The organism is Henriciella aquimarina (assembly GCF_002088975.1).
Lineage (GTDB): Bacteria > Pseudomonadota > Alphaproteobacteria > Caulobacterales > Hyphomonadaceae > Henriciella > Henriciella aquimarina.
This window is the reverse complement of sequence record NZ_NCST01000059.1, coordinates 16,926-29,000: the sequence shown is the minus strand read 5'-3', so window position 1 is coordinate 29,000 and position 12,075 is coordinate 16,926. Positions and strand designations below refer to the sequence as shown.

The window sequence follows — 12,075 nt, the reverse complement described above, 5'->3', positions numbered from 1 at the left end:
ATCAGTCCTCTTCGTTTCGTAGTTTCGGATTGTCGCCCGCCATGCCGCGATCACCGTCCTTGAGGGCATGAACCGTGATCGCGCCGGCATGCTGCAGGCGTTGTTCTGTGCGAAGGCGCCGCGCCCAGGCGGGACTTGCCGAGCCGGTAGACGGCGCGTCGCCGGACGCGGCCGACATCGTGCCGCCCGTCGCGGCAAAAGCGGCTTCGCTGCCGCGCCGATAAGCATTTCCAACAGAGGCGAAGGGCCGTCCTGCCATCCGCCGGAGCGTATCGCCGCCAGCCTGTGCAACGCCTGCCATACCTGCTGCTGCCCCGCGCCATCCAGAATGACCGGACGCCAGGCGGCCAAGGTCATAGGATGTGCGGGCGCCGCCGGTCATGGATGCCCCAGCCTTCACCGCGCCGGACACACCGCCAAGCGCTGCGCGTCCTGCCGCAACCGTGCCTGTCGTCGCCAGCACAGCGCCTGCACCGACTGCCGCTGTCGTGCCGACCACGGAGCCTGCGCCAAGCTGCGGCGCACCGGTCACGAGGCCGGAGGCAATGCCGGGCGCGAACACGCCCATCCAGAGAAAGACAATCGAGGCGAGCACCGTGCCCATCACTTCAGCGAGTGTCACATCGCCCGGCCCGCCAAAGGCCTCGGTGATCGACGTGAAGAGCGTCGAGCCGATGCCGATCACGATGGCGAGCACCATCAGCTTGATGCCGGAGGTGACGACATTGCCGAGTACGCGTTCAGCCAGGAACGAGGTCTTGTTCCAGAGCGCGAAGGGCACGAGCACGAAACCTGCCAGCGTCGTCAGCTTGAACTCAAGGATGGCAACGAAGAGCTGAACCGCCAGCACGAAAAAGGCGACGAGAATGATCGCCCAGGCAATCAGCATGACCGCGATCAGGATAAAATTATGGAAGAAGCGGATCGGCCCCAGCATGTCGCCGATCTCTTCGAGAAGCGGCTGCGCCGCCTCGAAGCCGACCCCCGCGATATAGCCGGGCCGCATGAGATCCTCGGCCGTCAGCGTCGATGAGCCGGCCTTCACCCCGAGATCGGCGAAACTCGCAAAGAGGATGTTCGCCAGGATGGAGAAATTGCCGAGGATGAAGGCGAAGAAGCCGACATAGAGCACCTTCTTGAGCAGCCCCGAGATGACATCGGCATTCTGCGACAGCGCCCAGAACAGCCCGGCCAGCGTGATGTCAATCACGATCAGCGTGGTCGTCAGATAAGCGACATCGCCCGCGAGCAGGCCGAAGCCTGAATCGATATAGGCAATGAAGGTTTCGAGGAACCGGTCGATGACGCCCATTTCTTCCATGGTGGTCAGTTCCCGAAGAACGACTGGAGCCGCGCGCGGCCGCGTTCGGCTTCTTCGAGCTCGCGCGCCCGGTCGAGGGCTTCGGCGCGGTAATGCGCCGCCATCATGGCTTCCATCTGCATGAGCTGCTGGGCCGACATGGCCTCGATCTGGTTACCGGCCTGCAGGGCCTGGAGATTGCCGATCGCGGTCTGGCTCTCCTCGACAAGGCCTGTCAGGGCCTCGGCATCGCGTTCATTGTCGCGCACCGTCTCGGCAACCATGAGCAGCGTGTGCTTGTGCGCAGACCGGGATTGCTGCCAGCGGATCCGCGCGTCCTCAACAAGGACCGCATTGGCGGGCGGCGTCTCGCCATAGGTTTCAGGGTAGAGGTCTTCGTATTCGCGTTCGACCTCCTCGACGCCATAACCGATGCCGTCGGCTTCTTCCATCAGCTCGCCGATCCGGCGGATGCGGTCGGCAATAATTGCGCGGGCGACCTCGACGGGGAGCGTCTCAAGGTCCCGCGCCATCTTCTCGATCATGTCGATTTCATGCGTGAGCTGACGGATCTGGTTGTCGATCTGCTGGAGCGCGCGCACCGCCTGGAGGATGTTCTCGGCATGATTGGTCGGATCGTAGACAATGCCGCCACCGAACAGCTGCGCTGAAGCCGGCGGCGCCATCAGTCCGGATAGCGGAATGGCAGCAAGGGCGACGGAAGAGAGAAAGGCTTTCATGTGTGGGGCTCCTATTCAGCGGCGATTTGGGGGAGGGTTGCATCGGGTTGCCCGGCCAGCAGGTCCGCCGCCCAGCCGAGCTGTTTCAGCTCCAGCCAGCCTCGGGCGAAGCCCGCTTCCGCATCGGCTTCCAGAAGCCCATCCATCCGCTTCTGGTCGGCAGGGGAGGCGGCGCCACAGAAGGCGAGCGCGATCTCGCCAAGGCCGAGTTCGAAGAGCCGGCAGCCAAGGGGCGAGGTATAGTAATAGTCCCGCTTCGGAATGGCCTTGGCGAGGATGTCGATCTGTCGGTCATTAAGTCCGAACCGCCGATAGATGGCCTGAGCAGTCGGTTCGAGCGCCCGCTCATTCGGCAGGAAGATCCGCGTCGGGCAGGATTCGATCAGGGCCGGCGCAATCGACGCCCCCTCAATGTCAGCAAGCGACTGGGTCGCAAACACGACCGCCACATTCTTCTTGCGGAGCGTCTTCAGCCAGTCGCGGAGGCGCGCGGCAAACACCGGATGATCAAGGAACAGCCAGGCCTCATCGAGAATGAGCAGGGTCGGGCGGCCATCGAACCGGTCGTCGAGCCGGTGAAAGAGATAGGTGATGACCGGCGCGACCGCAGATGGCGTCTGCATCAACTCGTCCATCTCGAAACAGGCAATCGACGAAAGGTCGAGGGCTTCGGAATCACTGTCGAGCAAATGTCCGTAGGCGCCTTCCAGCGTGTAGGGATGCAGCGCGGCTTTAAGTGTATCCGATTGCAGGATAAGGCTCAGCCCGGTCAGCGTGCGCTCGGCGGCTGGTGCTGACGCCAACGACCGCACTGCGTCCCACAAGACAGACTTCAGATCCGGCGTAACCGTCACGCCTTCGGCCTCGATCAGGCCGATCAGCCAATCTGCGGCAAAGCTTGCCCCGCGGTCGCTATCGATGTCCCGAAGCGGCTGCAGCGCCGGACGCTCATCGCCCGCCAGCGGCAACCAGGTGCCGTCCATGGCCAAGGTAACCGCGCGCGCCGACCGTCCCTTGTCGAAGAGGAAAACCTGCGCGTCCTCATAGCGCTGCCATTGCACCGCGAGCAGCGACAGGAGGACCGACTTGCCGGACCCTGTCGGGCCAATGATCAGCGTATGGCCGACATCGCCTACGTGCAGGTTGAGCCGGAACGGCGTCGTGCCTTCGGTCTGCGCTTCGATTAGCGCGCGATCAGAGAGATGGTCGTTCCGCGCATTGCCCGCCCAGACAGACGAGATCGGCACAAGATGAGCGAGATTCAGCGTGTGTAGAATGGGCTGGCGGACATTGGCGTAGACGTGGCCGGGCAGGGAGCCAAGCCAGGCTTCAACGGCGTTCAGTGTTTCACGGATGGTCGTAAACCCGCGCCCATTGATCACCCGCTCGACCGCGCGGGTGCGTTCCTCGACTTCTTCGCGGGAGGCACCCATCAGTGTCAGCGTGGTCGTGACATAGCCATATGAGACAAGATCCGAGCCAAGCTCCTGCAGCGCCGCATCGGCATCGGCGGCCTTGTTGTCGGCATCACTGTCGAGAAGCGCGGCCTGCTCGTTGAACAGCGTCTCGCGCAGGACAGCGCCAACCGATTTGCGCTTCGCAAACCAGTGCCGGCGCTTCTTCGCAAGAAGCTTCTCGGCCTCGGCCTTGTCCATCGCGATGTAGCGCGTCGTCCAGCGATAGGAGAAACCAAGCCGGTTCAGCTCATCGAGCATGCCGGGCAGGGTCGATGCCGGAAAGCCGAGCAGGGTCAGCGCCGCAAGGTGCGCCTCGCCAATGCGGGGCTCCAGCCCGCCTGCAAAGGACTCATCGGCGAGCACCGCGTCGAGAAAGACCGGCAGTTCCGGAACCGTCACGACATGCCGTTTCGACGAGATGCAGGCATGCAGATAAGTGAGCGTCTCTTCATCCGAGAGCGGATGGATTTCATCCAGTGCGGTGGAGAGCAGGTCCAGCGTCTGCGCCGCGCGCGTCTGGAAATGGTCCAGCCGCTGGCGCCAGTCTTCGCCATCCCGCTTTTCGGGCCGCTCGATCAGCGCCTTCTCGGCCCGTCCTGTCGCATCTGCCGGCGGAAGCCACAGCAGTGTCAGATAATACGCGCTTTCGAACCGGGCGCCGGTCTCTTCGGCGGCTGCACGCCGTTCCTGCTCGATCAGCCAGGCGGCAGTGCATTCAAATGAACTCTCTTCAAGGGCAACGGCTTCGGACCGCACTGCCTCGAAGAAGAGCGCCCAGCCAGTCCCGAACCGGCGGAGCACATTGTTCACCCGTGCCGTGACCGCAACGAGTTCGGCTTCCGTCGAGCTTTCAAGGTCGGGGCCACGATAGCGGAAGCTTATCTGGAAGGCGCCGTCCTTGTTGAGGACGACGCCCGGCGCGACGAGGCACGCCCAGGGGAGGTAGTCTGAGAGGTGTGCCGGTTTCGCCGCGTATTCGGAGAGGTTTAGCATGAGAGATGCTCCTTGTGTCGGGCAGACCGGATTGCGACGGTGAGAAAGTCGGGGTCAGACCGAGCCATGAGGACAGCGAGCGAGTGTCCCGCCACCCAGACCACAAGCCCCGGTATCCAGAGCCTGAGGCCGAGCGCCAAAGCTGCTGCGATTGTCCCGATGGCAATGGCGGCCGAGCGCGGCGCGCCTGCCATCAGGATGGGTTCGGCGAGCGAGCGGTGGAGGGGAATCTCGTAGCCTTGGCAATCGCTAACGCTCATTGCGTTCCTCCTTCGAAACGCTCCACTGGAGCGTTTCGTCTGCCGCGGTCAGACCAGTCTTCACCATCAGAGCACCGCGCCGCCGCCGAAGGAGAAGAAGGTCAGGAAGAACGAGGTCGCTGCAAAGGCGATCGACAGGCCGAACACAATCTGGATCAGCTTGCGGAACCCGCCGGAGGTCTCCCCGAAGGCGAGCGTCAGGCCGGTCAGCGTGATGATGATCACAGCTACGATCCGGGCGACAGGGCCCTCGATCGATTGCAGAATCTGGTCGAGCGGGCCTTCCCACGGCATGCCTGTGCCAGCGGCATGCGCCGGGAGCGAAAGCACACTCACCGAAGCCAGCAGCACGCCGGCCTGAAGCGATCGGTTGAGGGCCTTGATCTGGTCGTAGAACATCTATCGGTCTCCTTAATTGACGATGTTGAGAAAGGGGGCGGCGAGCGGCTCGGTCCGGTATTCGGTGCCGTCAAAGCCGGTGATCCGGAGCGCCTGCTCGACGCGGCGCGCGCCGCTCGCGCGGGACATGAAGACGATCACGTCAACCGCTTCGCCGATCAGAGCGTGGGGAAGGGCGGTCGTCGCTTCCTCAACCAGCTGTTCAAGCCGGGTAAGTGCGCCTGAGGCTGAATTCGCATGTAGCGTTGTGATCCCGCCCGGATGGCCTGTATTCCAGGCCTTGAGTAGGTCGAGCGCTTCGCCGCCGCGGACTTCGCCGACAATGATCCGGTCAGGCCGGAGCCGCATGGTCGAGCGCACGAGATCACGGAGTGTGATGCCGCACCGGTGCGTCCTGAGCTGCGTCACATCCTCAGCGGAACAGCGGAGCTCCCGCGTGTCTTCCAGGATGACGATCCGGTCTTCAGCAAGAACAGGCTCAGACAGCAGCGCATTGGCAAAGGTCGTCTTGCCCGACGACGTCCCGCCGGCAACAACGATATTGAGCCGGTCTTCCAGCGCCTGCCGCAGTCCGACACAGAGCGCAGGTGTCAGCGCACCTGTCTCGACATAGGTATCGAGTGCGATGGGCTGGCCGGCCGGTTTGCGGATCGCAAAGCAGGGTGCTTCCGAGACGGGCGGCAGGATACCTTCAAACCGTTCGCCGGAGCCAGGTAGTTCGGCCGACACTATCGGCGACGCCCGGTCACACGCTTCCCCGACAGAAGATGCGACAAGGCGGATAATGCGTTCTCGTTCCGCGCGCCCGAGAGTCTCGGATGCGCGACGTAGCCCGTAACCAGCCTTCTCGACCCAGACCGATCCATCGGGATTGGCGAGAATTTCGATTGTATCGGGAGCTGCCAGCGCTGCCCCAACCGGCCCGTCAAAAGCCGTGCGGAGCATCGCCGTGCGGCGGGTCTCTGTCTCGCTGGGCTGGGGCAGGGCAGGCATGATGTCCAGAAGTCCTCATCAGTGATGAGGGCAAACTCACATCAGGAAAGCGCAATTCCCAGTTGGGGCAGATAGGTGAGCAAGGGTGTGCAGGGAACTTGTGGGACAGGCGCGGCTATTCACACGACCAGCCGGGCGAGCGCACGTCAGAACCTGTACCGTACGCTGACTCTTACCTGCCTCGGCTCGACCGGATGCAGGTGGATATCTTCCACCGGTGAGGTTTCTCCCGGCAGTTGCGATTCGAAGAAATAGGTGATGTCGGCATCGTCTGAATCGAAGGCATTCAGCAGCTCCAGGCCGAATGTCGCCTGCCGCCAGTCGACACTTGCGCCAAAGTTCACGAGGGTCGTCCCGTCCGACTCGACAGATCCGTCTTCAATCAGGGGCGCGCTGCCAAAGTGCCGGAGGCGGCCGCTGAAGGTCCACGGGTCGAACCGCGCGACGAAACCGCCGCCAATCACTTCCTCCACCGCGCCAGGGATCGCCGTCTCATTGCCGGGAATGTCAAACTCCGCATCGGTCCATGCCGCGCTCAGGTCGGCAACGAACCAGTCTGCAGGCTGCCAGAACAGGCTGGCCTCCACGCCCGTCCGCGAGGAAGCGTCATTGGCTTCGGTCGTGCCGGCATCCCCGACGAAGACAAGCTCTGAGTCCAGGTCCAGCGTGAACACCGCCACGGATGCTTTCAGGGGACCGCGCTCCAGGCGCGCGCCAATTTCTGCACCCTCGGCCCGGACAAGGATCGGCACGGGATCGGCCGGGTCTCCGTTTGCCGGATCGATCTGGATGGTCGCCCCGCGCACATCGTTCGAATGGAAGCCTTGCCCATAGTTCGCGTAGAGCTCAAGTCCATCTGCCGGACGCCACGCCAGTGCCACCTTGGGGGAGAGCATCGTATCATCCGCTTCTCCGCCATTCGCGGGCAGGCTGCGGGCATCGACCTCGCCCTTGAAGTAATCGCCGCGGACACCCAATGTGCCGCGCAGCGTATTGGTCAATTGCGCTTCGATCTCTCCCCAGGCGGCAAGGCTGGTCTCATCGACGCTGTCCTGCCGCACCGTTGAGAGCCGCATCCGGCCTGCCGTGCGGAACAATCCGACATCGGATATATCGTCAATTCGCGCCTCCGCCCCGGCCCGCAGCTTCAGACGCGGCCCCAGGTCGCGTGCATGGCAGATGGACCCGCCATAATAGGTCCGCTCATCGCGCTGTTCGAATTCGTCCCCGTTCACCGGGTCTTCGAGGAAGTAGGTGAAATTGGAAAAGAGCGACAGCTCGTAGTCGACCAGATAAGCGGCGAGTTTGGTCTCCGCACCATCGGCATGAGCATAGCTTGCGTTGCCAGTCAGGCCGAAGCGCCGCGTTTCGCCGCCGAGGTCATCATCGATATAGCCGAACCGGCCGATGTCGCCATTCTGGATAGCCCGCAACGGCACCTGATCTGTCGCCGTCCAGGAACTGTCATAGGCCATGCCTGTCAGGTTGAAATGCCAGGGCCCTGAATCGTGAACGAGCTTTGCGATGCCGTTCAGCTTTTCAAGGTCCTGGTCGAGGTCCCATGGTCCGTCATAAGCCTGCGCTTCAATTGCCAGAAGCAGGCTCGTATCCGGCCCGGTCTGGAAGCTGCCTGCCGCCACGCCGCGCAGATAGCCGGACTCCCCGGCCGAGACTTCGACAAAGGATTCGTCCAGCGTGTCATAGGTCGTGTAGCGTGCAGAGCCTGCTGCCGAGAAGTCGCCATTGAACGCCCTGTACGGACCTTTCCAGTAATCGACCCGCTCGACGATTTCCGGGATCACAAAGTTAAGGTCGAGATAGCCCTGCCCGTGGCCATGTGTACGCAGGTTTACCGGCACACCATCCACACTGGCGTTGAAGTCCGTGCCGTGATCGAGATTGAAGCCGCGCAGGAAGTACTGGTTCGCCTTGCCCTCGCCGGAATGCTGGGTCGCCACCGCGCCGGGGATGACTTCCACCAGTTCTCCCACGCGCGACAGTGTCCGGTCCTCGAAGTCGGCATAGCCGACCACGCCTTCGCTCGCGGCCCCGGCCTCGCCAATCAGCTCCAGCCCCCGGCCGTGTACGACAACGGACTCAAGCCGGTTTTCAGTCTCTTCCGCCTGAGCGTCTATCGCACAAGCCGCAAGCCCGGCAAGAATGAGTATTTTTCTCATAGTCAGCAAGATCTCCTTCCCATTCGTCTGCCCTTCATGCCAATGCGACGCATTATCAATAGCATAGCGAGCCCGCGCAATTGGGAGGAGTGCCAAATGGGAGGGTCAGTTATAAGTCCGGTTGCCCCAAAGGTCAGCCGGGCAATCAAGTCCCCACAGACCTGACTTCGTTGCCCGCGCCCTTTTCTCTTCGTCGGCGTATCGTCCCTGGCTGTATTGAGGCCAGTCCCGGCCCCAGCCTTCGCTCACGATGAAATCGCCGAGGTCCTTGCCGCCAACCGAGCAGGTCGCAACCAGCCGGTCCCAGCGATCAGTACCTGTAACAGCGCAGCTTACAGTCCGCTGGCCGATGAAATCGGACAGGGCGAATGCTGCTTTCTGATAGACATTGACCGGACCGCAACGCGCCCCGCGCTCCGGTGTGTCATAACCTGACAGCCGGATTTTCTTGCCATGGATCTCGATCGTGTCGCCATCGACAACGGAGGCGACCCCGGCGACTGTATCGGCTGCGTCAGATGACGTGTCTGCTTCGACATCATATGAGCAGGCCGCCTGCGTGATCAGGACGGAGACTGCAAGGATGGCAACCAGGTGATTCTTCATGAGCGCCAGCCTATCTGTCACCATTGTCCTGGCAAGCATGTTGATCCTGTGGCGGGAGGGTTTGCTCTGGTGTTCAGCCAGCTTTGCCTGCATTGTTCCACAGCAAGAGGAGTTGAAGCGAATGGGCTGGGACAATGACAAGAGCGGCGACTATGTCCCGAAACCGCCGCCCCTGATTTTCTGGGTGCTTGTCGTTCTCGTCATCGGCGCGTTCGTGGCAGCGGCCATTGCCGACGGCTAGTCCGGCACGGAATCCAGGAAGGAGCCGAGGTCGAGGATCAGGTCTGTGGCAAGAAACTCAATGCGGCGCCGCAAGGACAAGGCATCATCTTCCAGTTGTTTCGGTGTCAGCCTGAATCGTACCGTCACTTCGCTCAGGGACTTTTTGTGAATGAGTGAAACCCTGGCGTCCCTGTCCTCGAGATCCACAATGACCGTATCAACTTGCCATAAGAGCTGCCGCATGAATTGCCTCCGATCGTTCAATCAGAGGTAAGCGAGCGTCGGTTCGGCTGGCCGGACAATAGCGCTATTTCACTGCCAGATATGGGCGTTCGACCGGTCGGCGACACGCCGGGTCAAGGCTTCCAGCTCTTTCCTGGCGCGGGCGGCATCGGCATCCGTCTGGAAGGGACTTGGACCGGGCCGCTGGCGTAGCCATTCGAAGATGAATTCAATCAGGAGGTCGGTCAGGAAGGCGGAACCGGTTTCAAGCTTTTCGACCTGGTCTTCGACCCGCTCCAGCCTCTGGATAATTGCGGCATCTGGCCGGTCTTCAGGCGGCGTGAACAGGAGTGTGAGCGCTTCATCCACCAGCGCACCGGCATGGACACCATGCGCCGCGGAGAACTGCTTCACCTTGCGATGGTTGGTCTCCGAGACGCGGATATGAAGTCTTGGATTGCGCGGCATGTCCTAAATCTCCCGTCCGCCATTTTCCTGTGCATGCAGGTAGTAGCGAGCGATCTGATCCTGTATGCCGCCCCGTTGCTGCGGTGCGCGATCTTCCTCACTCGCAATATCTTGCGAAACTTCATCCTCATCGCCGATGTCAGGACCAACCGACCGCGCCAGTCCGCCGGCATCGTCGTTTGACGGTGACGGGCCAGACTGATGGTATCCGCCAAACCCCGATTTATCCGTACCGGCAGCCTCAGGCGGCAGTGCGCCAACTCGCTCGGTAAAGTTCCGGTCTTCATAGTAGCGGAGCTTCTTCGCGCGGATTGGTGGATGGCTCGCCAAGAAGACCAGCGCGTCATCGGCCGGCATCTGCATTACTTCGCCAGGCGTCAGAAGCGGGCGCTGGGTTTCCTGTTGCGAGACCATGACATGGCTGAGCCAGGGCGCGAGCCGGTGGCCGGTATAATTCTTCTGGTTTCGCTGCTCCGTTGTGGTACCGAGCATGTCGGAAATACGCTTGGCTGTGCGCTCGTCATTGGTCGCGAAGGCAATCCGGACATGGCAGTTGTCGAGGATGGAATTATTCTGCCCATAAGCCTTCTCGACCTGGTTCAGGGACTGCGCAATCAGGAAGGCGCGGATTCCATAGCCCGCCATGAAGGCGAGCGAACTCTCGAAGAAGTCGAGCCGTCCGAGCGCTGGAAACTCGTCGAGCATCAACAGGGTCTGCCGGCGGTTTTGCCCATCGGGCAGCTCTTCGCAAAGCCGCCGGGCAATCTGGTTGAGGATCAACCGCATCAAGGGCTTCGTCCGTGACAGGTCAGATGGCGGAACAACCAAGTACAGGGATGCGGACCGCGTTCCCCGAAACAGGTCCTCGATCTTCCAGTCCGAGCCGGAGGTCGCCCGTTGGACGACCGGATCGCGATAAAGCCCCAAGAATGAAATTGCCGTTGACACGACCGACGACTTTTCATTCTCCGACTTGTTCAGGAGCTCGCGCGCCGCTTCCGCCACGACCGGATGCGTCAATGGCCGGTCACGGCTTCCGAGATGGTTTGCCTCAAGCATTCGTTCCAGCGTGTCATCGATCGGCTGGGCCGGATCCGACAGCAGCGTCGCCACGCCCGTGAGCGATTTGTCATCTTCGGCATAAAGAACATGCAGGATAGCACCAACGAGCAGTGAATGCGCCGTCTTGTCCCAATGGCTTCGCCGCTCGAGGGAGCCATCCGGATCGACGAGAATGTCCGCCACATTCTGTGCGTCGCGCACCTCGTGAGCGCCAAGCCTCACTTCCAGCAATGGATTGAAGCGGGAACTCGACAAATCAGTCGGATCGAACCGAACACATCGGGAGAAACTCGACCGCCACTTCGACGTCAGTGCCCAGTTCTCTCCCTTGATGTCGTGAATGATCGCATTGCCCGTCCAGGAGAGAAGGGTGGGGATCACCAAGCCCACACCCTTGCCCGACCGGGTCGGCGCAAAGGCCATGACATGCTCGGCGCCAGCGTGCCGGAGATAGCACCCTTTGAACCGTCCCAGCACCACACCAGACGAACCGAGCAGACCAGATCGGCGAACATCCCGGACCGAAGACCAGCGCGCCGAGCCGTAAGTCGTCGCATGTTTTTCGCGTCTTGCCCGCCAGAGCGAAGCGATGATCGCCATCACAATCCCGGCGATGCCGCCCAACGAGGCAATCAAACCCGCACGCGCAAACACATCCGGCGCATAAGCGTCATAGGCATACCACCACTGGAACAGTCGCCAGGGCTTGTAGACAGGCTGACCAGCCAATTCGAACCAAGCACCGCCCAAACGGGGTTGATGGTCCAGAACACCTGCCACCCACTGCGTCGCTATCCACACCGAACAGGTGATCAGCAAAAGCGTCAGCAGGAACTGGCCGAGGAGAAACTTGGTTGGAGTAATACTTGGACCCCTACGCTACGTTGCGGGGCAATGATGCCAGTCGAGCTTGGATTTGCGATGGGACTTTTGGGGAATTCTAAGTAGTCAGTTGTGACACCCTAATCGCAGAAGCTGTCGTCAGCGGCGATGGCCGATTCTCCCTAGAGGCAGACAGAATGAGATTAGAAATTAACCCTAAAATTGCACGATAAATGGGCCTTTGGCCGTTCAATCAACCTGCACTCTAGTGTTCGAAAGCGTCGAGGTCGCTTCTCGGCAACCGCATAACCGAGGTTCAAAAACATCTGGTTGAGCATCTCTGAGCGAAATCAA

The 12,075-nt window shown here is 61.5% G+C and carries 12 protein-coding genes; 1 reads left to right on the top strand and 11 read right to left on the bottom strand.

The window, feature by feature from the left end; genetic code table 11:
* Position 1 precedes the first annotated feature (1 nt).
* The 8 genes from trbL to B8784_RS08140 all read right to left on the bottom strand — a co-directional run bounded on the left by trbL (position 2) and on the right by B8784_RS08140 (position 8,925).
* On the bottom strand, positions 2–1,321 hold the full coding sequence (gene trbL / locus B8784_RS08175; protein ID WP_084397277.1) for a P-type conjugative transfer protein TrbL: 1,320 nt from the start codon (positions 1,319–1,321) through the stop codon (positions 2–4).
* Between the two features lie 5 nt (positions 1,322–1,326).
* Positions 1,327–2,040, bottom strand: a complete 714-nt coding sequence (gene trbJ, locus B8784_RS08170; protein ID WP_084397274.1) for a P-type conjugative transfer protein TrbJ — start codon at positions 2,038–2,040, stop codon at positions 1,327–1,329.
* Between the two features lie 11 nt (positions 2,041–2,051).
* Complete coding sequence (trbE, locus tag B8784_RS08165) at positions 2,052–4,490, bottom strand: conjugal transfer protein TrbE (RefSeq protein ID WP_084397272.1); 2,439 nt, start codon at positions 4,488–4,490, stop codon at positions 2,052–2,054.
* Complete coding sequence (locus B8784_RS08160) at positions 4,484–4,750, bottom strand: VirB3 family type IV secretion system protein (RefSeq protein WP_084397270.1); 267 nt, start codon at positions 4,748–4,750, stop codon at positions 4,484–4,486. Before B8784_RS08160 ends, trbE begins: the two co-directional genes overlap by 7 nt.
* Positions 4,751–4,816: 66 nt before the next feature.
* Positions 4,817–5,149, bottom strand: a complete 333-nt coding sequence (locus B8784_RS08155; protein ID WP_084397268.1) for a TrbC/VirB2 family protein — start codon at positions 5,147–5,149, stop codon at positions 4,817–4,819.
* Between the two features lie 12 nt (positions 5,150–5,161).
* Positions 5,162–6,142, bottom strand: coding sequence for a P-type conjugative transfer ATPase TrbB (gene trbB / locus B8784_RS08150; RefSeq protein WP_084397266.1), 981 nt, complete (start codon positions 6,140–6,142; stop codon positions 5,162–5,164).
* A 146-nt stretch (positions 6,143–6,288) separates the two neighbouring features.
* On the bottom strand, positions 6,289–8,319 hold the full coding sequence (locus B8784_RS08145; protein ID WP_084397263.1) for a TonB-dependent receptor: 2,031 nt from the start codon (positions 8,317–8,319) through the stop codon (positions 6,289–6,291).
* A 105-nt stretch (positions 8,320–8,424) separates the two neighbouring features.
* Entirely contained in the window at positions 8,425–8,925 is a 501-nt protein-coding gene (locus B8784_RS08140) for a thermonuclease family protein (RefSeq protein WP_143435372.1), read from the bottom strand.
* On the opposite strand from B8784_RS08140, the gene B8784_RS21280 reads away from it, so the two are divergent.
* A complete protein-coding gene (locus tag B8784_RS21280; protein WP_143435371.1) occupies positions 8,924–9,166 on the top strand; it encodes a hypothetical protein in 243 nt (80 codons plus the stop codon). The genes B8784_RS08140 and B8784_RS21280 overlap by 2 nt on opposite strands.
* On the opposite strand, the gene B8784_RS08135 is transcribed toward B8784_RS21280, so the two are convergent.
* The 3 genes from B8784_RS08135 to traG form a co-directional block, all read right to left on the bottom strand.
* A complete protein-coding gene (locus B8784_RS08135; RefSeq protein WP_084397259.1) occupies positions 9,163–9,390 on the bottom strand; it encodes a hypothetical protein in 228 nt (75 codons plus the stop codon). The genes B8784_RS21280 and B8784_RS08135 overlap by 4 nt on opposite strands.
* 69 nt (positions 9,391–9,459) lie before the next feature.
* A complete protein-coding gene (locus B8784_RS08130) occupies positions 9,460–9,837 on the bottom strand; it encodes a hypothetical protein (protein WP_084397257.1) in 378 nt (125 codons plus the stop codon).
* A gap of 3 nt (positions 9,838–9,840) precedes the next feature.
* Positions 9,841–11,763 (bottom strand): IncP-type conjugal transfer protein TraG, encoded by a 1,923-nt coding sequence (gene traG / locus B8784_RS08125; protein WP_084397255.1) that lies wholly within the window; start codon positions 11,761–11,763, stop codon positions 9,841–9,843.
* Positions 11,764–12,075 lie beyond the last annotated feature (312 nt).

What these genes read in the sequence shown, in the direction of transcription:
- B8784_RS08135 (WP_084397259.1), bottom strand. Translation starts at nt 9,390, where the DNA reads ATGCGGCAGCTCTTATGGCAAGTTGATACGGTCATTGTGGATCTCGAG.
- trbE (WP_084397272.1), bottom strand. Translation starts at nt 4,490, where the DNA reads ATGCTAAACCTCTCCGAATACGCGGCGAAACCGGCACACCTCTCAGAC.
- trbB (WP_084397266.1), bottom strand. Translation starts at nt 6,142, where the DNA reads ATGCCTGCCCTGCCCCAGCCCAGCGAGACAGAGACCCGCCGCACGGCG.
- trbL (WP_084397277.1), bottom strand. Translation starts at nt 1,321, where the DNA reads ATGGAAGAAATGGGCGTCATCGACCGGTTCCTCGAAACCTTCATTGCC.
- B8784_RS08145 (WP_084397263.1), bottom strand. Translation starts at nt 8,319, where the DNA reads ATGAGAAAAATACTCATTCTTGCCGGGCTTGCGGCTTGTGCGATAGAC.
- B8784_RS08140 (WP_143435372.1), bottom strand. Translation starts at nt 8,925, where the DNA reads ATGAAGAATCACCTGGTTGCCATCCTTGCAGTCTCCGTCCTGATCACG.
- B8784_RS08130 (WP_084397257.1), bottom strand. Translation starts at nt 9,837, where the DNA reads ATGCCGCGCAATCCAAGACTTCATATCCGCGTCTCGGAGACCAACCAT.
- B8784_RS08160 (WP_084397270.1), bottom strand. Translation starts at nt 4,750, where the DNA reads ATGAGCGTTAGCGATTGCCAAGGCTACGAGATTCCCCTCCACCGCTCG.
- trbJ (WP_084397274.1), bottom strand. Translation starts at nt 2,040, where the DNA reads ATGAAAGCCTTTCTCTCTTCCGTCGCCCTTGCTGCCATTCCGCTATCC.
- B8784_RS08155 (WP_084397268.1), bottom strand. Translation starts at nt 5,149, where the DNA reads ATGTTCTACGACCAGATCAAGGCCCTCAACCGATCGCTTCAGGCCGGC.
- B8784_RS21280 (WP_143435371.1), top strand. Translation starts at nt 8,924, where the DNA reads ATGAGCGCCAGCCTATCTGTCACCATTGTCCTGGCAAGCATGTTGATC.